14 protein-coding genes are annotated in these 21,835 nt (G+C 38.2%); 7 read left to right on the plus strand and 7 right to left on the minus strand.

The genetic code is table 11. The annotated features are described in order from the left end of the window. Positions 1-148: 148 nt before the first annotated feature. From BKM32_RS11715 to BKM32_RS11725, 3 genes are read left to right on the plus strand one after another with little or no spacing between them, the layout of a single operon-like run. Positions 149-1,876 carry a DNA polymerase III subunit gamma/tau gene (locus tag BKM32_RS11715; RefSeq protein WP_076663940.1) on the plus strand — a complete coding sequence of 576 codons (1,728 nt, stop codon included), beginning with the start codon at positions 149-151 and terminating at the stop codon, positions 1,874-1,876. 6 nt (positions 1,877-1,882) lie between these two features. Continuing rightward, the gene (locus BKM32_RS11720) at positions 1,883-2,443 is read left to right on the plus strand and encodes a hypothetical protein (protein WP_123812109.1); all 561 of its coding nucleotides are present in this window, start codon (positions 1,883-1,885) and stop codon (positions 2,441-2,443) included. 4 nt (positions 2,444-2,447) lie between these two features. Beyond that, the gene (locus tag BKM32_RS11725; protein WP_053977696.1) at positions 2,448-3,029 is read left to right on the plus strand and encodes a tRNA-(ms[2]io[6]A)-hydroxylase; all 582 of its coding nucleotides are present in this window, start codon (positions 2,448-2,450) and stop codon (positions 3,027-3,029) included. 89 nt (positions 3,030-3,118) lie between these two features. On the opposite strand, the gene BKM32_RS11730 is transcribed toward BKM32_RS11725, so the two are convergent. From BKM32_RS11730 to BKM32_RS11745, 4 genes are all read right to left on the minus strand, one after another. Next, on the minus strand, positions 3,119-3,652 hold the full coding sequence (locus tag BKM32_RS11730; RefSeq protein WP_076663942.1) for a porin family protein: 534 nt from the start codon (positions 3,650-3,652) through the stop codon (positions 3,119-3,121). A gap of 97 nt (positions 3,653-3,749) precedes the next feature. Beyond that, on the minus strand, positions 3,750-4,658 hold the full coding sequence (locus BKM32_RS11735; RefSeq protein ID WP_053977694.1) for a Ppx/GppA phosphatase family protein: 909 nt from the start codon (positions 4,656-4,658) through the stop codon (positions 3,750-3,752). After that, positions 4,659-6,725, minus strand: a complete 2,067-nt coding sequence (ppk1, locus tag BKM32_RS11740; RefSeq protein WP_076663943.1) for a polyphosphate kinase 1 — start codon at positions 6,723-6,725, stop codon at positions 4,659-4,661. It abuts the gene before it with no gap. A gap of 125 nt (positions 6,726-6,850) precedes the next feature. After that, positions 6,851-7,342 (minus strand): histidine phosphatase family protein, encoded by a 492-nt coding sequence (locus tag BKM32_RS11745; protein ID WP_053977692.1) that lies wholly within the window; start codon positions 7,340-7,342, stop codon positions 6,851-6,853. A 455-nt stretch (positions 7,343-7,797) separates the two neighbouring features. Here BKM32_RS11745 and BKM32_RS16350 point away from each other — a divergent pair, with 455 nt between their 5' ends. Genes BKM32_RS16350 through BKM32_RS11765 form a run of 3 tightly spaced genes read left to right on the plus strand, consistent with a single transcriptional unit; the run spans position 7,798 to position 18,714 of the window. Beyond that, positions 7,798-15,849: a gliding motility-associated C-terminal domain-containing protein gene (locus BKM32_RS16350; protein ID WP_083702174.1), complete on the plus strand. Its 8,052-nt coding sequence runs from the start codon at positions 7,798-7,800 to the stop codon at positions 15,847-15,849. A 10-nt stretch (positions 15,850-15,859) separates the two neighbouring features. Further along, positions 15,860-16,795: a type IX secretion system membrane protein PorP/SprF gene (locus BKM32_RS11760; RefSeq protein ID WP_076663944.1), complete on the plus strand. Its 936-nt coding sequence runs from the start codon at positions 15,860-15,862 to the stop codon at positions 16,793-16,795. A gap of 11 nt (positions 16,796-16,806) precedes the next feature. Further along, complete coding sequence (locus tag BKM32_RS11765; protein ID WP_076663945.1) at positions 16,807-18,714, plus strand: OmpA family protein; 1,908 nt, start codon at positions 16,807-16,809, stop codon at positions 18,712-18,714. Positions 18,715-18,939: 225 nt separating this feature from the next. Here the strand turns inward: BKM32_RS11765 and BKM32_RS11770 are convergent, their stop codons facing one another. Together BKM32_RS11770 and pdxH are read right to left on the minus strand one after the other, a co-directional pair. Beyond that, positions 18,940-19,434, minus strand: coding sequence for a CAP domain-containing protein (locus tag BKM32_RS11770; protein ID WP_076663946.1), 495 nt, complete (start codon positions 19,432-19,434; stop codon positions 18,940-18,942). A 222-nt stretch (positions 19,435-19,656) separates the two neighbouring features. Further along, the gene (gene pdxH / locus BKM32_RS11775) at positions 19,657-20,304 is read right to left on the minus strand and encodes a pyridoxamine 5'-phosphate oxidase (protein WP_076663947.1); all 648 of its coding nucleotides are present in this window, start codon (positions 20,302-20,304) and stop codon (positions 19,657-19,659) included. 83 nt (positions 20,305-20,387) lie between these two features. Between pdxH and BKM32_RS11780 the strand changes: the two genes are divergently transcribed. Beyond that, the gene (locus tag BKM32_RS11780; protein WP_076664014.1) at positions 20,388-20,816 is read left to right on the plus strand and encodes a hypothetical protein; all 429 of its coding nucleotides are present in this window, start codon (positions 20,388-20,390) and stop codon (positions 20,814-20,816) included. On the opposite strand, the gene BKM32_RS11785 is transcribed toward BKM32_RS11780, so the two are convergent. After that, the gene (locus BKM32_RS11785) at positions 20,803-21,711 is read right to left on the minus strand and encodes a ribonuclease Z (protein WP_076663948.1); all 909 of its coding nucleotides are present in this window, start codon (positions 21,709-21,711) and stop codon (positions 20,803-20,805) included. The two genes, BKM32_RS11780 and BKM32_RS11785, sit on opposite strands and share 14 nt — an antisense overlap. Between the last annotated feature and the right edge of the window lie 124 nt (positions 21,712-21,835).

A 21,835-nucleotide genomic window follows, 5' to 3' on the forward strand; every position in this document is an offset into this window, starting at 1 on the left:
TCCATGCCTTTTTAGTCATTTTATTTCACCTCACCAAAGGACAACCGCTATTCTCACTAATAAGTTGTTGATAACTCCTGTCAAAATTAGACCTCATAATTCCCTATTTACAATTGAATTTTTAATTTTGTTGTTCTAAGTTTTTTCAATGGAACATTTCATCGTATCAGCTCGAAAATACAGACCTCAAATCTTCAAAGATGTTGTAGGTCAGCAAGCTATTACCAATACTTTGCTCAATGCCATTGAAAATAACCATTTAGCTCAAGCCTTACTTTTTACGGGACCTAGAGGAGTTGGAAAGACTACTTGCGCCCGTATTTTGGCAAAAATGATCAATAGTGACGGTAATGAAGGTGAAGATGAAGATTTTGCTTTTAACATTTTTGAGCTAGATGCCGCTTCCAACAACTCGGTAGATGATATTAGGAACCTTACGGATCAGGTTAGAATTCCGCCTCAGGTTGGGAAATACAAAGTCTATATCATCGACGAGGTGCATATGCTCTCACAGGCCGCTTTCAATGCGTTTTTGAAAACCCTGGAAGAGCCTCCAAAGCACTGTATCTTTATTTTGGCAACTACTGAAAAACATAAAATCATTCCAACGATTTTATCTCGTTGTCAAATTTTCGACTTTAAACGTATTACGGTTAAGGATGCCAAGGAGCATCTAAAATATATTGCCGAAGAACAAGGCGTAACTGCCGAAGACGATGCACTGCACATCATTGCCCAAAAGGCAGATGGTGCTATGCGTGATGCCCTTTCCATTTTTGACAGGGTAGTAAGTTTTTCAGGAAAGAACCTAACGCGTCAAGCCGTAACTGAGAACTTGAATGTTCTGGATTACGAAACCTACTTAACCAGTACCGATTTAATTCTGGAAAACAAAATTCCAGATTTGCTTATCCAGTTCAATATTATTTTAGGTAAAGGTTTTGATGGGCATCATTATATTGCTGGATTGGCATCGCACTTTAGAAACTTATTGGTTTGTAAAAATCCAAAAACAGTAGAACTTTTGGAAGTTGGTGAAGATGCTTCCCAAAAATATTTGGAACAAGCCCAAAAAGCTCCACAGGATTTTCTGTTGAAAGGCATAGAACTTGCCAACGACTGTGACCTGAAATACAAAAGCAGCAAGAATCAACGCTTGCTCGTTGAATTATGCCTTATGCAGCTTGCCTCTATCACTTTTGATGGAGAAAAAAAAAATAGCAGACGTTACATAATTCCGCCTTCTTATTTCAAAAAGAAAGGCATTACCCCAATACCGGTTACTGTTCCTAAACCTGCGGCTGTTCAAAAAGCAGCTTCACCACAAACCACTACAACTAGTGAAGAAGTTAAGAAGCCTGCAGCCAAAGAGGCACTTACTACAGAAGCGATTATTGCCAAAAGAGAATCCCAACAAGGTAGAACCTCGGGCCTTTCGCTAAAAAGTATCCGCGCCAAACGGGAACATTCCATAAAACAACAAGATGTTGTTGTAGACCCAACCGACCTCCCTACAGAGGAATTTACCCCGGAGGAATTTACGAATGCATGGAATTCCTACATTGAAAAACTGGAGTCCAAAGGAGAAAAAATTATGGCATCCATCTTGGAGATGAACACCCCAAAATTGAATGGCACCTCTATTGGCTTGGAATTTCCTAATTCAACTTTAAAAGTAGAATTGGAACGTGCCCAAAACCCATTGATGGAATATCTCAAAAATAGGCTCAAAAACTTTGACCTAAGATTGGATATTGTGGTTAATGAGGAAACTGTAAAGCAATATGCTTTTACCCCTGAAGATCAATATGAAAAACTTAAGGAAAAAAACCCTAATATTGAACTTTTAAGAAGTATTTTTGGACTTGATATTTAGAATGTCATGAAATACATTTTGTTACTTTTCACGCTCTCAGCAATGGTTCTTACAAGTTGCGACGGACGCCAAAGCTCAAGGGAGTCCTTGCAACAATCTATTTCAGAATTCAATCAAAAACAAACGCCTTTAGAGCTTATCAATTTTTATCCAAAAGAATATACAGAAGTTGAAACGGACACCATAATGTCCAATAATCTAAGGGTAAACATCAAAAATTACAGTTTGATGGACCAAGAGGTAATTCAGCACAAAAAAACTATTGGTAATAATAAAGACATTCAATACCACCGAGCATTTGAATCGGAAATTGCAGTTTATAATGCCAATCAAAAAATATATACCACTACCATTAATGCCCATCAATTCCAAAATAAAGATAATTCACCGTTTTGGAACAATGCTACTCTGGAGCATGTATGGGTAAATCAGGAAACTTCTGGCTTAGGTTGGGTGAATTTGGAAATTACCTTTATCGATCCCCAAACGCACGCCTATAGAGTTTATGAAATGACCATTAACCACAATGGCAAACAAAACACATTTTTAAAGGAACAAAATAGTTAAACAGATGTTAGGCTTAAAACTCCCTACAGACCCACGTTGGGTAAATATCGTCGAAAAGAATATTGAAGACATCCTTACAGACCACGCTTTCTGTGAGCAAAAGGCAACCAGTACCGCCATTTCTCTTATAGTTGGATTTCCGGAATACACCGAATTGGTTCAGGAAATGGTAGCTTTGGTAAAGGAAGAAATTAGCCATTTTAAAATGGTCCACGATAAAATTTTGGAGCGTGGTTGGACCTTGGGTCGGGACCGAAAAGACGACTATGTAATCGCCTTGATGAAATTCTTTCCAAAAGGAGGCAGTAGAACAACCCAGTTGGTTAACAGATTGCTTTATGCGGCTTTAATTGAAGCTAGAAGTTGTGAACGTTTCAGACTGCTTTCAGAAGAATTGGAAGACAAGGAACTAGCGGAATTTTACAGAAAACTTATGGTAAGCGAAGCCAACCACTACACCATGTTTTTAGGTTTTGCCAGACAGTATGGAGACCGAAAGGAAGTGGATAAAAAGTGGCAGGATTTATTGGATTATGAAGCCGAAATCATGAGAGATTTAGGTAAAAAGGAAACGATTCACGGTTAACACTAGAACATAAAAAATCCCAATTACAAAGCTTTACTTTGCTAATTGGGATGATACCATTTTATAAAAAAAACGATTAATAGCCTTACCTAAAACACTCTAAAGTTAACACCAATTTGAATGACATTGTTTGTTGCTTCGGGGCTTAAATCGTCATCAAAAACATTTGAAAAACCATAGTTATATCTGGCATCTACGTACCAGTCTTCACACACCTTAAACTCTATAATTCCTACACCGGAAAACACAAAGTTTTTAAAGCCATCACCTTCTTTGTGAATTTTCAGTCCAGCTTGAGGACCTACACCAAGCGCTACCCTACCATCAAACATGGCATACTTGAAAAGTACTGGTAAATTAAGGTAATCATTGGCAAAATCTTCAACTCCGGCACCTTCCGGCGAAAACTGTAATTCTGGCATTATAGAGAACTGTTCGGTTAAACCGATGTCTGCATGAACCCCAAACAAAAATCCGTTTCTGTGTGGATTTCTTACTATTGGGGTGTCTTTATAATCTAAATTTGAAATGGTTAAACCGGCTCTTACACCATATTTAACTTCTTGAGAATATCCAAGTGTCACGAACAACACTACCAATAAACTAGTAAAAATTGTCTTCATAGTTTGAATGATTTGAGTGCTCGAATATAAATGGAATTAACAAATAACTGTTAAATATTAGATATGTAACTAAAAAAATAAGATAAAGTGTTCATTCTTATTCTAAAAGAGAACTAGAAACGGTTTTATAGTACATACTTTTAATTATTCCGTCAGAAAGTCCAATTTTTGGTACATAAATATCCTTGGCACCACTCCATTTCATGGCCGACAAATAGATACGGGTTGCAGGAATAATTACATCAGCCCTGTCCTGGTTAAGGTCCAATTCGGTAATTCTTTCTTCATAGGAATAAGTCTGCAACTTATCATAATAGGAAGACAGATAGAAATAGGTCAATGGTTTCCCCATGGCCTTTCCTGAAATTTTGAAGATTTTATTAATGTTCCCACCTGATCCTATTAAGTCCAATTTGTCGTATTCCCTTGTATGTTCTTTAATCCAAGATTCCAGTTCTTGCCAAGTTTCTTTATTAACGATATCGTTTAATAATCTAACCGTCCCAATTTTGAATGATTTGGATTCTACTTTTTCTCCCAGATGAATCACAGAAAATTCGGTACTTCCCCCTCCTACATCCACATATAGATAGGTTTTGCTTTCATCGATATAGCTATGTAAATCGGTAGCCGCGATAATGGCTGCTTCTTCTTCACCATCAATAATATCAATATCAATTTGGGCTTGTTCAGAAATTAATTTAGCTACTTTACTACCATTTTCTGCCTCGCGCATAGCCGAAGTGGCACAAGCTTTATAGGCAACTACTTTATGAGATTTCATCAACAACCGAAACGCTGTCATGGTATCCAACATACGACGCTCGTTTTCCTTTGAAATTTTTTGCTTTAAAAACACATCTGCTCCCAAACGGATTGGCACCCTTACCAACGAGTTTTTCTTAAAACGTGTAGGCTTTCCTTTTTGTTCTATGATATTTGAAATGAGCAACCTAACAGCATTGGAACCTATATCGATGGCCGCATATTTTTTAATTGAAAGCATTTAATTCTCTAATTTTTTTAAATAATAGTCGTACGTAGCAAATTGGGCTCTCACTTTAGGTTTATCGTTTCGTTTGTACTTGTTATCCTGAAACTCATCCAAAATTCTTGCCTTCACATTGTCATTCCAACAAATATCAAAGATTTCCAAGAGCTCTTGTTTGATGGCATCATCATAGATAGGACAAGTGACTTCCACTCTATTTTCAATGTTTCTTGTCATCCAATCGGCAGAAGAAATATACACTTTTGTATCACCATCGTTACAGAACACGTACAAACGAGTATGTTCTAAAAATTTATCTACAATACTAATTACCTCAATGTTTTCGCTCATACCTGGTATTCCTGGAACCAAACAACATAATCCGCGAACAATCATTTGAATTTTTACACCTGCCCTACTGGCTTCGTAAAGTTTATCCACCATAGCGTAACTTGAAATGCTGTTCATTTTAAGTTTGATGTAGGCCGGTTTTCCTGCTTTTACATTATCAATTTCATTATCAATTAGCTTAAAGAACTTCGACTTTGTATAATGTGGCGATGTAATGATATGCTTGTACCTAAATATTTTATAGTTGATTTCAAAGAAGTTGAATACTTTGTTAAGGTCTTTCAATATCTTTTGATCGGCAGTAAACAAAGTGAAATCTGTGTAGATCTTCGCGGTTGATTCATTGAAGTTTCCTGTACTAATAAAACCATAACGCTTTAGCTTATGATCTTCCTCACGCTCTATCACACACATTTTACTGTGCACTTTTAATCCCGCTACTCCAAACAACAAATTAACACCTTCGTCCTGCATTTGCTCAGCATAAGCAATATTGGCAGCTTCATCAAATCGGGCTTGAATTTCAATAGAAACGGTTACTTTTTTACCATTTTTTGCCGCATTGATTAAAGAACTGGCCACATGTGAAATTTGCGCCAACCTATAAATGGTAATATTGATGGTTTTTACCTTTGGATCCAAGGCGGCCTCCCTTAAAAACTTCACCACATAAGAAAATGTGTGATATGGCGTATACAATAAATAATCGCGCTTGGCAATATTTTCAAAAATACTACTCTCCAAACTCAAGCCTTTAATAGGTAAAGCCTTGATTTTGTCATAAAGTAAATCTGTTCGTCCCAAACTTGGGAAATCCATATAATCTCTCCTATTGTGATAACGCCCTCCAGGAATAACACTATCCTTAGAATCAATTCCCATTTTATCCAACAGATATTTTAAGGTTTCCTTATCAATGGTCTTGTCGTAAACAAACCTTACTGGATCCCCAATCTGACGGTGCTTTACACTATCGGAAATTTTATCAATAAAACTTTTACTCAAGTCACTATCAAAATCAAGTTCACCATCTCTAGTAATCTTAATCATGTGAGTAGAAATACTCTTGTAATCGAAAATATTAAAAATATCATCCAAACAATATCTCAATAGATCATCCAAAATGATGATATAATCTTTATCATCCTGTTTTGGCAGAACCACAAAGCGTTCTATGGATTTTGGAATTTCAATTAAGGCAAACTGTTTTTCATCATTCTCCAAAATCATCTTCACGGCCAAATAAGCAGCACTATCCTTTAGCATTGGCAATTCCACTGAATCATTAAGAATAATGGTCACCAAAGCTGGACTTACATGCTGAAGAAAATACCCCTTTATAAACTCATGCTGTTTGGGTGTGATTTGAGTTTCCTTGATGATATAAATATCGTAGTCTTCAAGCTTCTTATGGATGTTCTGTAGAATCTCCAAACTTTCACTTTGCTGCCTAATCACTACTTGGGTAATCTTTTCTAGCAGTTCACTGGCTTTGATACCTCCCAACTCGCTTTTTGCAGCCTTGCCCGCTTCATCAATTCGTTTTACGGTTGCGTATCTCACTTTAAAGAACTCATCCAAATTATTGGAGAAAATTCCCAAGAAACGCAATCTTTCAATCATAGGAACAGATTCATCTGCAGCTTCCTGCAAAACCCTTGCATTAAATTGAAGCCAACTCAACTCCCTATTTACATATATATTTTTATCCTTTACAGTAATATTGGTCATCATTATTTGTTTACACAAATATATTCTATTTAACTTTTAGTAAGTCCGTAACACATGATATTTACATTATATTTTGACTTTATATAATTAAAGATCCTATCTCTTTAATTTTGCCTGCTAATAAATCATGGTCTTAAATCTCTTGGAAAAATCATGACATCTGTATGTCCCTTTGTAATGTACTTCCAATCTTCTGCAAAAAAGTCGATTTTCACCAAGCCACAAGTGGGCAAATTGCCAATAAATTGATCACCCAGATCATTAACAATGGATGTAAGGGCATGGTTGTGTCCAAAGATCATAATTTTATTAATGGAGTTGTCGTTTATCGATAGTATGAAATTCATCACTTTTTCTCCCCCAAAATCATACAAATCGTCAACAATTTTCAGCTTGCTTTTTGGTAAATTTAAGTAGTCCATTACTCCTTTACACGTCGTTAAGGCCCTATTTGCAGGACTGGAAAACACCATATCCGGTATATAATTATAAGGTTTATAGTGACTTGATACTAATTTTATATCATTAATCCCTCTAGAGCTCAAAGGGCGGTCTAAATCGCTGAAACCCCCATCCCATGAGGATTTCGCGTGTCTTACAAATACTATTTTTTTCATTTTTACTCGATTAAATGCATTTTTTACCGTTAAAGCGTTGTATATCTTCGTTTTAACGATTATTTTAGTGCCTTTAACATTTATTTTTGTTAAAGATTTTATTAATGAGTTGCTTTGTTCAGTAAATTTAATGTAAATGTCCCCAAATCAACAACATATAAAATTATCCATTTATAATGCGCTGATATCTAGCGTTCTTCCCTCAACAAATTTCAAACTTTTAATTTTTAAGTGTTTATCACTAAAAAAGACTGTATTTATATTGTAAAAATAAAAGCTCTATTGAGCGGCTAAATATATTAATTAACAAATCATTTAAATGGTATTAAAAATTTCATCAATCAAACAAAGTACCCCCTTGCACAATAGTGAAAGGCATTTTGAATCTAAAAAATTAAATAAACGAAATATAATTAGTTTTTACTAATTACTCCTATCAACTAAAATTAGGGCTTATGAAAACAAATACACGTAGACTAATGTATAGAAATGCCTTGGTTCTATTAATAGTACTTCTTCAAAGTGTTGCATTTGCACAACTGACACCCCAAAGAGCTGTTAAGAGAATTAGTTTGGATACTCCCCTAACTATATTGAACTCTTACAATACGTCATCAAGCACTTCAAATACAGCTGTTGATGATACGGCAAGAGCCTTGGAAGGATGCAAAGCAAATGACTTTACTCTTAGCAACTTTTACCTGGCTGACGCTAATGGCAACGAATTGGATAATGATTGTATTCCTGGCACACCTCAAACAGCCTATATCTATGCTTATTTCTCTGCCAATACCAATGCAGACAGATATAGTCTTTTTATGGATTTTGACATTTTAATTAATGGAGTTCTAACCACTTCAGTTACACAATGTCTGTATGATTCCAATCCTATACCTGTTGACCAAAACCTCCCGGTTTATCAATTGAACTGGAATTGTGGTGATCAAGTAGAATTGGTTAACTTTTATATGGCATGGCAGTCCAATGCCAACCAAGCTTGTGGTGAAAACCCTTCAAAATGTTATTCTAATCCTCCTGGATTTATTGTAAATGCGCCACTGATCACCAACTTTACTTATACTCAAAGTTGTGATGCTTATACAGTTGCATTTACAAATATAACTACCGGTGGAAATCTACAAGGTGGTTATACTTATTCTTGGAATTTTGGAGATGGGGGTACTTCTACAGAAGCCAATCCATCACACACATATGGAGGCCCAGGGAACTATACTGTTACTTTAACAGTTTTTGATATTGATGGAGATTCCGACGTTCATACAGATACTGTAACTGTATCACCAATACTTACAGGATTGACCCTAAGTGCTACTAACATTGAATGTACTGGTGGAAACACAGGAACCATCAATCCTTCTGGAGTTTCAGGTGGAACTGCTCCTTATACTTATAGTATTAGCCCTCAAGAGGGAAGTTTCCAATCTGGAATGTTCGTTAATTTACCTTCGGGCACCTATACGGTTACTGTTACCGATGCTAATTCATGTTCTATTAGTGAGGACATTGCAATTTCAGTTGACGATAATACACCTCCTGTAACCAACGCTCCTTCAGATGTACAAGTTGAAGGTTGTGTTGCTGCAGATGTTACCAATGATAACTTAACATCATTGGCTTATAGTGAAACTCCTCAAACTATTTCTCAGTTAATTTTCTTAGCAGAAGGAGGAACTTTCACGGAAAATAATGTAAATGAAATCACTTATCAAGACAGTGCTTCTGGTACTTGTCCTGTGGTGGTTACTAGAACTTTTACTATCACAGATGATTGTGGGCTTTCTAGTTCTGATACGCAAACAATAACGATTGAAGATACTACAGATCCTACAATTTCAGTGGCAGCTGCTGATGCCTCTGCTGAATGTGGCAGTGATACTTCAACTGCCTTAAATGCTTGGTTAGATGCCAACGGTGGTGCTGTGGCTACAGATAATTGTTCTACGATTACTTGGAGTAATGATTACGGTACTTTAAGTGATGACTGTGGAAACACAGGGTCTGTAATAGTTACTTTTACGGCCACTGATGCTTGTGGAAATTTTGCTACAACTGCTGCTACGTTCACTATTGAAGACACCACTTCTCCTAGCATTGACACTGCGGCAGCAAACCTTACCGTGGAATGTGATGGAAGTGGAAACACTACAGATTTATCAACTTGGTTAAGCTCTTTTGGTGGTGCTGCAGCCTCTGATACTTGTGGTGACGTTACTTGGACTAACGATTATTCTTCCTTAAGTGATGATTGTGGAGCTACTGGTTCTGCCACTGTTACATTTACCGCTACTGATGATTGTGGAAACATAGCAACAACTTCTGCGACCTTTACCATTGAGGACACAACAGATCCTACAATTGATATAGCAGCTGCAGACCTTACCGTTGAATGTGACGGTTCTGGAAATACAGCCGAATTGAACAACTGGTTGAGTACTGCTGGTGGAGCTGCATCATCAGATACTTGTGGTAGCGTTACTTGGAGTAACGATTTTACTGCTCTTAGCGATGATTGTGGAGCTACTGGTTCTGCTACAGTAACTTTTACAGCTACCGATGATTGTGGTAATACTTCAACTACATCGGCAACCTTTACTATTGAAGATACTACAAATCCAATAATGAGTACTGTAGCGGCAGATCAAACCGTACAATGTAACGGTGCTGGGAATACAGACGAACTAGAAGCTTGGTTGGATACACATGCCGGAGCTATGGCTTTAGATAATTGCTCTAACATTACTTGGACCGACAACTTCACAGGATTATCCAATGGTTGTGGAGAAACAGGATTGGCTTTGGTAACATTTACTGCAACCGACGAATGTGGAAATTCAACTAGCACTACAGCCCTGTTTACAATATTGGACTTGATAGCACCTACTATTGATACTCCTGCTTCTGATTTTACAGTTGAATGCGATGGAACTGGAAACCTTGCCGAATACACAGCTTGGTTAGATTCCAATGGAGGTGCATCTGCTTCTGATTCTTGTGGAACTGTGTCTTGGTCTTATGAAGAAGGCGCTTTAAGTGATGACTGTGGTCTAACTGGAACACGAACAGTTATCTTTACTGCGGAAGATGGTTGTGGTAATTCTGTAACTACAAGTGCTTCCTTTACTATTGAAGACACAACAGATCCAACATTTACGGTTCCTGCTTCCGTGACTTTGGAATGTGATCAAGATCCAACAGACCTTGCTTTAACAGGAGACGTAACAGATGAAACAGACGGATGTTCTTCTGATCTTGAAGCTACTTATACAGATGCAACTGCTCAGGGAGCATGTGCCAATGAATCTATCATTACACGTACCTGGACCTTGACAGATGACTGTGGAAATACAACTACACAAGCTCAAACCATCATTATTCAGGATACCACGGCACCTACATTTACTGTACCTGCTGCCGTAACCATTGAATGTGATCAAGATGAAAACGACTTGGCATTGACTGGTGATGTAACCGATGAAGCTGACAACTGTTCTACTGATTTGGAAGCTACTTTTGCCGATGCCACTGCTCAGGGAGCTTGTGCCAATGAGACTATCATCACGCGTACTTGGACTTTGACCGATGACTGTGGAAACACTACAACTCAAGACCAAACCATCACCATCCAAGATACTACGGCACCTACATTTACTGTGCCAGCTAGTGTAAACCTTGAATGTGACCAAGATGCTACAGATTTGGCATTGACTGGTGATGTAACTGATGAAGCAGATAACTGTTCTGCTGATTTGGAAGCTACCTATACGGATGCCACAACTGAAGGTGAATGTGCTAATGAGTCAGTAATAACACGTACTTGGACCTTGGTTGATGCCTGTGGAAACACAACAACACAAACGCAAACAATCTCTATCCAAGATACTACTGCGCCAGTTATTGAAACCACTCCTTCTGATATCGTTGCCGAGTGTGATGGTTCTGGAAACAACGGAGCTATCGAAAACTGGTTAGCCAACAATGGAGGTGCTACTGCTTCAGACAATTGTGGTGAAGTAACTTGGACCAACGATTACGATGGAGCCAACTCTGATTGTTCTGCACCGGTGACTGTAACCTTTACGGCAACTGACGAATGTGGAAATACTGTGTCTACCTCTGCTTCTTATGCAATTCAAGATACTACTGCTCCTACCATCACTACTGAAGCTGGTGATGTTACTTTGGAGTGTGACGGTAGCGATATTGCTGCTGCGATCCAGGACTGGTTGGATACTTTTGGTGGCGCCACTGCTACCGACGATTGTTCTGCAATTGCATGGTCTAACAATTATAATGGCTTAAGCGACGGATGTGGAACTACTGGTTCTGCCGAAGTGATCTTTACAGCAACTGACGGTTGTGGAAACTCTAACTCGACTACTGCCACTTTCACAGTTCAAGATACTACAGCACCAACATTTACGGTTCCTGCTTCAGTTTCTTTGGAATGTGATCAAGATCCAACAGACCTTGCTTTAACAGGAGACGTTACCGATGAAACTGACGGATGTTCTTCTGATCTTGAAGCTACATATACAGATACTACTGCCCAAGGAGCATGTGCCAATGAGTCTATCATTACTCGTACTTGGACTTTGGCGGATGAGTGTGGAAATACAACTACACAAGCTCAAACCATCACTATTCAGGATACTACAGCGCCTACATTTACTGTACCTGCTGCCGTAACCATTGAATGTGATCAAGATGAGAATGACTTGGCATTGACTGGTGATGTAACCGATGAAGCGGACAACTGTTCTACTGATTTGGAAGCTACTTTTGCCGATGCCACTGCTCAAGGAGCTTGTGCCAATGAAACTATCATCACACGTACTTGGACTTTGACTGATGAGTGTGGAAATACAACTACACAAGTACAAACCATCAACATTCAAGATACCACTGCGCCTACATTTACAGTTCCTGCAAGTGTAACCCTTGAATGTGACCAAGATGCCACAGATTTGGCATTGACTGGTGATGTAACCGATGAAGCGGACAACTGTACTGCTGATTTGGATGCAACTTACACCGATGCTACAACTGAAGGTGAATGTGCAAACGAGTCTACAATAACTCGTACTTGGACTTTGGTTGATGCTTGTGGAAACACTACAACTCAAACTCAAACAATCTCTATCCAAGATACTACTGCGCCAACTATAAACACAGAAGCTGCAAGCTTAACTGTGGAATGTGACGGTACAGGAAACCAAACAGATTTCAACGAGTGGTTAGCCTCTAATGGAGGTGCTTCCGCAACTGATAATTGTAGCGAAGTAACTTGGACTAATGACTTTACTGAATTAAGTGCTGCCTGTGGAAATACAGGAGCTGCTACGGTTACCTTTACAGCTACAGATGCTTGTGGAAACACGGCTACTACCAGTGCTACATTCAGTATAGAAGATACTATTGCTCCTAACATTACAACTGAAGCTTCAGATATCGTTGCTGAATGTGATGGAAACGGAAATAACGATGCCATCCAAAACTGGTTAGACAGTAATGGTGGTGCTGTTGCCGAAGAATTATGCGGAGAAGTTACTTGGACTAACAATTATAATGGAGCTACCTCAGATTGTTCCGCTCCTGTATCAGTAATCTTTACTGCTACTGACAGTTGTGGAAACACAAGCACTACAACGGCTTCATATGCTATTCAAGACTCAACACCTCCAGTGATTTCTGGTGGAGAAAGTTTAACAGTAGAATGTGACGGAACAGGAAACGACGCTGAACTTCAAGCTTGGTTATCTTCCAATGGAGGTGCCACTGCTACCGATGACTGTTCTTCTATTACATGGTCAAATGACTTTGAATCCTTAACAGAGGCTTGTGGAGCCACTGGTACTGCAGAAGTAACCTTTACAGCCATCGACGGATGTGGAAATGAAAGTACAACAACTGTATCCTTTACTATTGTTGACACTACTGCTCCAACATTTACAGTGCCTGCTTCTCTTACTTTGGAATGCGATCAAGAAATTACAGACCTTACTTTAACAGGTGATGTAACTGATGAAGCAGACAACTGCTCTTCTGAATTGGAAGCAACCTTTACTGATGCAACTGCTGAAGGTGAATGTGCTAACGCATCTATCATTACAAGAACTTGGACATTGACTGATGACTGTGGAAACACGACTACTCAAGTACAAACCATCACTGTTCAAGATACGACTGCACCTACATTCACTGTACCGGCTTCTGTAACTATTGAATGTGATCAAGATGCTAATGACTTAGTATTGACTGGTGACGTAACTGATGAAGCTGACAACTGTTCTTCTGAATTGGAAGCTACCTTTACCGATGCTACCGCTGAAGGTGAATGTGCCAATGCATTTATCATTACTAGAACTTGGACATTGACTGACGACTGTGGAAATACCACTACTCAAGTACAAACCATCATAATTCAGGATACAACAGCACCTACATTTACAGTACCTGCTTCAGTATCTATTGAATGTGATCAAGATGAAAACGACTTAGCATTGACTGGTGATGTAACTGATGAAACAGACAACTGTTCTACTGAATTGGAAGCGACCTTTACCGATACTACTGCTGAAGGTGATTGCGCCAATGCATCTATCATCACACGTACCTGGACTTTAACAGATGATTGTGGAAACACAACGACTCAAGTACAAACCATCACCGTTCAAGATACTACTGCACCTACATTTACTGTACCTGCTGCCGTAACTATCGAATGTGATCAAGATGAAAATGACTTAGCGTTGACTGGTGATGCCACTGATGAAGCTGACAACTGTTCTGCCGAATTGGACGCAACTTATACCGATGCTACTGAGGAAGGTGAATGCGCCAATGCTGCCATCATTTCAAGAACATGGACCTTGACAGATGACTGTGGAAACACAACGACTCAAGTACAAACTATCACAATTCAAGATACTACGGCTCCTACATTTACTGTGCCAGCTGCTGTAACTATTGAATGTGATCAAGATGAAAATGACTTGGCATTAACTGGTGATGTAACTGATGAAGCTGATAACTGTTCTGCTGAATTAGATGCAACCTATACTGACGCTACTGCTGAAGGTGAATGTGCCAATGCATCAATCATTACAAGAACCTGGACTTTAACGGATGATTGTGGAAACACAACTACACAAGTACAAACCATCACAATTCAAGATACTACGGCGCCTACATTTACTGTACCAGCTGCCGTAACTATCGAGTGTGATCAAGATGCTAGTAACTTGGCATTGACTGGTGATGTAACAGATGAGGCTGATAACTGCTCTGCTGAATTGGAAGCAACCTTCTCTGATGCAACTGCCGAAGGTGAATGTGCCAACGCATCTATTATTACTAGAACTTGGACTTTAACTGATGATTGTGGTAACACAACAACACAAGTTCAAACTATCAATGTTCAGGATTCCACAGCTCCAACCTTTACAGTTCCAGAAAACTTGACTGTAGAGTGCGATATGGATACTAGTGATTTAACATTAACTGGTGATGTAACCGACGAAGCTGACAACTGTTCTTCTGAGTTGGAAGCAACCTTTACAGATGAAGTTACCGAAGGGTCTTGTGTAGGTGAAAGTACTATTGAAAGAACTTGGACTTTAATCGATGACTGTGGAAACACAACAACTCAGGTACAAACAATCAGTGTTGTTGACACTACGGCTCCTGAACTAATTGTTGACTTAGATCCATCCATCGATGTGAATTGTTCTGAAGTTCCTGATGCTCCTGAATTGAGCTTTGAGGATGCTTGTTCAACAGATATTTCAGTTGTCTTCAACGAGTCTATCACTCCGGAAGAAGGATCGGAAAACTATAGTATTACGCGTAACTGGACAGTAAGCGATGATTGTGGCAATGAAGCTACTTACACGCAAATTGTAAACGTGAACGTAGAGAATATCATTTCTGGATCTGACACTACTATTTGTACAGAGGAAGGACCTCTAGACTTATTCGGCTTGTTAAGTGGTGATGTTGACGAAAGTGGTACTTGGGAAGTTGTTTCTGGAAACACCACTCTAGATGGAAGTTGGTTCGATACCACTATTGTTACTGAAGAAGACTTAGGAGATTTCATCTTCACATATACCATCACAGAAGGTGATTGTCCTAGCGTAACCGAAGTGACAGTAACAGTTCATGACGATTGTGTTGTATTCCCTTGTGGTGAAGAAGATGTTGAGATTTCAAAAGCAATTACACCTAATGGAGATAGTTATAACGAATTCTTCACGGTAACGGGTGTTGAAGAATGTGGATTCACCATTGAATTACAAGTATTCAACCGTTGGGGTGCTAAAATTTATGAAAACTTCAACTATCAAAACGATTGGAATGGCGCTTCATCAGGATCGTCTGTAGGAGGCGCAAGCAAAGTCCCATCAGGAACATATTACTATATCATTAATTTAAAGAATAGTGGATTAAAACCTTTCTCAGGTCCAATCTACGTAGGAACTAAATAAATTTTGACCTATGAAGTTATTAAAGTTTAACATAATCGCTTTTATACTGTTCAATTGCTGGACGGGTGTTGCACAACAATTGCCTCAGTTTACACAGTATATGTACAACACGATCTCTATCAACCCTGCCTATGCAGGGAGTAGAGAGACGTTAAGCATCGTAGGATTGCATAGGAGCCAATGGGTAGGATTAGAGGGTGCCCCAACCACCCAAACCCTATCTATCCACTCCCCTCTTAGAAATGAGAAAATAGGACTGGGACTCTCTTTTATCAATGATGAATTGGGGTATGAGAACTTCTCTTATCTATATGGAGATTTCTCGTATAGCATCCACACTGGAGAGAACACCAAATTATCCTTTGGAGTAAAAGCTGGTTTCACCCACTATAATATTGATATGGCTTTGTTGAATGACCCTAGTATTGCCCAAGATCCATTCTTCAATGATGTATCCAACAGATGGAGCCCAAACTTTGGTGCGGGAGTCCTTTGGCATTCCAACAGATGGTATATTGGACTTTCTGCCCCAAGACTTTTAAACACCGATTATAACAAAGGGACTGTTGGAGGAACGGACTACGTAGCAGTAGAGCGTAACAACTATTACCTTACAGGTGGTTATGTATTCGATCTTGGAGACAACACCAAGTTCAAGCCTGCCATGTTGTTAAAAGCTACCAATGGTGCCCCAATGTCATTCGATTTTACGGCCAACTTCCTATTCTATGAAAAACTTTGGTTGGGAGCTGGTTACCGAATTGACGAAAGAGCTGGGGAAATTAGTGGTATTGCCGATTTCCAAATCTCTAAGCAAATCCGAATTGGATATGCCTACGGGTATCCCCTTTCAGACCTGAGACCTTACACTAGTGGAACCCACGAGATCCTACTAATGTTTGAATTATTTAAAACGCAACGTGTTAAATCCCCTAGATACTTCTAAAATAGCCTGTTATGAAATCAAGATTACTTATAATATTAATAGCATTCAGTAGTACTTTTATGGTTGCTCAGAAGCAACAGGTAAGAGTCGCCGATAAGTTCTATAAAAATTACGCTTATACCAAGGCTGAAGAATTTTACAAAGAAGCTGTAAAAAAAGGAGATAGTAGCGCTCATGTGTTGACAAGACTAGGTGATTGTTACTATAACAATTCCAAATCTGCCGAATCTGCTGAATGGTATGGAGAAGCTTTAAGACTTCACGAAAGTGAATTGGACTCCAAATATATGTATAGATATTCCCAAGCCTTAAGAGGTCAAGGAAACTATGAAGAAGCCATTGTATGGCTGGAGAAATATAAAGCTGCCAACCCTGACGATGATCGTATTGCCAATTTAAATTTTGACGATCTTGCCATTTATGAGCAATTGTCCTCCACTGATGGTATATATGTAAGAACGGAATCGCTTCCTATCAATACCAAATATGCTGAGTTTGGGGCTTATAGAAGAGATAGTATTTTATACTTTTCTTCTGCAAGAGATGGAAAGGATAAAATCTATGATTGGAATGGGGAACCTTATTTGGATATCTACGAAGTAGTGATCAATGAGCAAGACGGTGCAGAGAACTTCAAAAAGGTGAAAAGCATCAATTCCAAATCAATTAATTCAGAATTCCACGAAGCGAATATCGCTATTACTCAAGATGGCAAAACAATGTACTTTACCAGAGACAATGTCAATAAAAATAACCGTCTAAAAACTGACAAAGAAGGAACTTCTCACTTAAAAATTTATAAAGCGTCCTATAAAGACAGTATTTGGAAAGACATTAAAGAGTTACCTTTTAATGATAAGGTCTACTCTTCAGGGCATCCTGCATTGAGTCCAGATGATAGAACATTATTCTTTGTATCAGATCGTGAGGGAGGTTATGGAGAAACCGATATTTACAAGGTAGCTATTTTGGGAGATGACAGTTATGGTGAGCCTGTAAACTTAGGCCCATCCATCAATAGTGACGGTAAAGAAATGTTTCCTTATGTAGCCAAAGACAATACCCTTTACTTTTCTTCAGATAGCAATATCAACCTAGGTTTCTTGGATATTTTTAAATCGGATATCCTGAATGATTCCAGTGCTGAACTTGAAAATTTAGGAGCACCTTTCAACACAGGATACGATGATTTTGCTTTCACTATCGATTCAGAAACTGAAAACGGATATTTTTCATCTAACCGTCCAGGTGTTGGTAGTGACGATATCTATTCCTTTACCGCCTGTTCACAAATGGTGAGAGGTGTTGTTAAGGACAGCCTTACAAAATTGCCTCTGTCTTTGGCAACTGTAAAACTAATAGATGCCGAAGGTAAAATTTTAGAAGAAAAAATGACCGACTCTACAGGTATGTATGAGTTCAAATTGAAATGTAAAACGGCCTACACCATTATGGGAACCAAAGTAGATTACAAAGATGAACTGAAACAAATCCTTTCTGGTACCGATAGTGATGGTGATATGATTGTTGATCTGGAATTGGTACCATTAATCATCGAAAACCAAATAGTGATCAACCCTATTTTCTTTGACTTCGACAAATGGGATATCAGAACAGATGCTCAAGTGGAACTTGAACATATTGTTGACGTAATGCGCACCCACCCTAATATGGTGATTAAAATTGAATCGCATACGGATAGCCGAGGAAGCGACAAGTACAACATGAAGCTATCAGACCGTAGAGCTAAATCTACCCAAGAGTACCTATTGTCTCGTGGCATTGCTCCAGAACGTATAGAAAGTGCTATTGGGTATGGAGAAACTCAATTGTTGAACCAATGTTCAAACGGTGTAAAATGTACCGAAGAGGAGCATCAGCTTAACAGAAGATCTTACTTCTATATCCTTTCGGAATAAAATTACAAAACTTCTTAAAATAAAAAGCAGACCAAATGGTCTGCTTTTTATTTTCTACCAATCCAAACTCCTAAGCCATCTATTCCTTTAAATATTGTATTTGCCCTACTCCAATTAAAACAAACTAAACTATCTTCTATTTTTTTCCTTAAGAAGACTCTAAAACAAAAAAGATCGTCATGAGTACATAACGATCTTTTAAGGAATTTAAAGTTAACAGCGGATTTATCTCTTTATAAATATATTGGTATAATACCATTTTCCTTCGCTATTTTGTTCAGCAGAAATATCAAAATCTGTAAAGTCTCCTTCTATATTTTCCCTATGTCCTTCGCTATTTAACCAAGCATTTACAACTCCTTGTGCTGTACTATAGGCATAAGCCACATTTTCTGTAACCTTTGTAGCTGCGGCATTCTGTATCAAGCTTTCTTTTCTTTGAAAGAAATTATTGTGGTTAACAACGTTTTCAGTCACCATATAATCCGTATGGGTGTACGCTACAGATTTAATGACATCCAAATTATTCAAAGGGTTCAGCCCCTTTTCGATTCTATGGGCATTGATCAATTCCAAGATTTCTATTTCAATGGTTTTGGCTGCTGGAGCATTTTCTAAAGTAATGGTATTGATATCTCCATCAGAAAAGCTGTCGGTGGTGCAGGAAAACGACAGCAAAGCTAGTAAAGCCAGCAACGGCCATAGAGTTTTGGTAGTCATAAGTAGGTTAAATTTGATTTGGTTTAGTAAAATTACTAGACTATCAGAAACTCACTGTTAAAGAAATGTTAAAATCGATAAAAAACACGCATTTCGTCGATTTAATATGTCAATAAACGATAAACAGTGCTTTTAGAGATAAAAATTAAGCCTTACAGCGATGATAAATGCATTTCATCGACACAAGACTTAAGGTTGTTTAAGCTTCAAAAATGAGGTGGTTTATGGTGCCAATCGCTGTTTGATCCAATTATAATCGGCATCTAAAACACAACGAATTCTATCATGCAGTCTATTGGGTCTTCCTTGCCAAAATTCCATCTCCACAGGCTTTACAATATAACCTCCCCAATAGTCCGGCCTAGGAATTTCCTTCCCCTCATATTCCAATTCTAAATTCTTCAGTTTAGTTTCCAATTCCTCTCGGTCTTTAACAACCTCGCTTTGGTTAGAGACCATCGCTCCTAATTGGCTACCTCTAGGCCTGGATTCAAAATAGCCGTCACTTAAGTTTTCTGCTATTTTTTCTGCTTTACCTTTTATAATAATTTGTCGTTCTGCCCCGTGCCAAAAAAAAGAGAGACATACATTAGGATTGACGGCAATAGCCCTCCCCTTTTCACTTAAATAATTGGTGTAAAAAATAAAACCTTCGTAGGTAAATTTCTTCAGCAAAACCACCCTACTCTTAGGAAAACCATCCAAACCAATGGTAGATAAAGTCATGGCATTTGCCTCGGCATCCGGAAAAAAACGATCCACTTCATGGAACCATTTTTGGAACAACTCCAACGGATTTTCCGACACATCTTTTAGCAGAAGTTCCCCCTTTTCGTACGATTTTCTGTAACCACTTAAGTCTGTATTCATTAGAATATATTCTGAAATTTTAGGTGAAATTTAATTTTACAGGTGAAAAAATTCCTATAGTTTTGTCTTCATATTTCGCCTACATGAGATTTGAAGACAGTAAATATTTCCACGAATTTAAACACGTAAAAGTAGAGTTTTCCTTTGGGAATATATACTTTTTCGACAAATTTATCCTTTCAGAAATCAATGAAGGCGTTCATTTTGACTGGGAAAAAATTGAAGAAGTTATTGCTTTTGCAATGGACCACTATGGCCCTAGCTTTAAAATTGCCTACATCTCTAACAGGGTAAATTCCTATTCTTTAGACCCGCATTCCTGGAGTAGATTTCAAGATGAACTAGACCATATTGTAGCCAGTGCCATTGTTTACTATTCCTATATCAATTTTATGAATGCTTCTATTGAAAAGCTATTCTCTCCTTCCAGTATGAAGCGTTGTGAAACCTTGGAAGAAGCCATGGAATGGGTTCAGAATCTAAGGGAATTTCAGCGTATCAATCAAAATTAAAGGTCTTACCATCTTCAGCAAGAAGCACTTTATTGAACACAGTTTGGGCTTCTTCCTTAAATTCATTCAAACTATCGTAGCGTGTAGAGTAATGCCCCAAAATTAAGGTTCCAGCATTACATTTTTTTGCAATTGTCGCCGCCTCAATAGCTGTAGAATGTTTTGTTCTAGGGGCCAAATGCCCATGTTTTTCCAAGAATGTAGATTCGTGATACAACACCGTAACATCTTCTATAATTGGCAGCATTTTTTCATTATAAGCGGTATCACTACAAAAGGCATAACTCTTTGAAGGTACAGGTGGTTTGGTAACACTACTATTTTTTATAAGGTTTCCTTTGTTATCCAAGATATCGTGACCCAATTTCAACTTTCGGTAATAAGCCACATCGATATCTTCATTAAGCACCGCATTCATATCCAATTTTCGTTCCCCTTCTTTTTCCTTGAATAAAAATCCATTGGTATATACCCTATGATCTAAAGGAATAGTGTAAACCTGAACCACATCATCTTCAAAAATCAATTCAGATTCTGTAGAGGTCAATTCATGAAATATTAGTTGATAATTGGTCCAGGAATCTGCCAATTTCATTTGTAAAGTAATGACTTCCTTAATCCCTTTTGGACCATAAATATGCAAGTCTGTTTCCCTTGTCAGTAATCGAAACGTGGAAATCAAACCTACCAGACCAAAAAAATGATCTCCATGTAAATGCGAAATAAAAATATGCTTGATTCGGGCAAACTTCACCCTGTTTTTACGCAACTGAACTTGTGTGCCTTCTCCACAGTCTATCAAAAACATATGGTTTCTAATTTCCAAAACCTGAGCGGTTGGATTGGTATTGGCCCTTGGTGTTGCGCTGTAACAACCGAGTATTGTAAGTTTCAAAATATTGCTAAACTTTATAGATTGGACGTTTTGGTGCTCTCGAAATTGATTTCTTTCTAGAGAATATTTGATATCTGAAATTTCCGAATTTTTTATGGAAACATCAATTTTTATAAGGAATAAT

This window comes from Mangrovimonas sp. DI 80, from assembly GCF_001975575.1.
Lineage (GTDB): Bacteria > Bacteroidota > Bacteroidia > Flavobacteriales > Flavobacteriaceae > Mangrovimonas_A > Mangrovimonas_A xylaniphaga.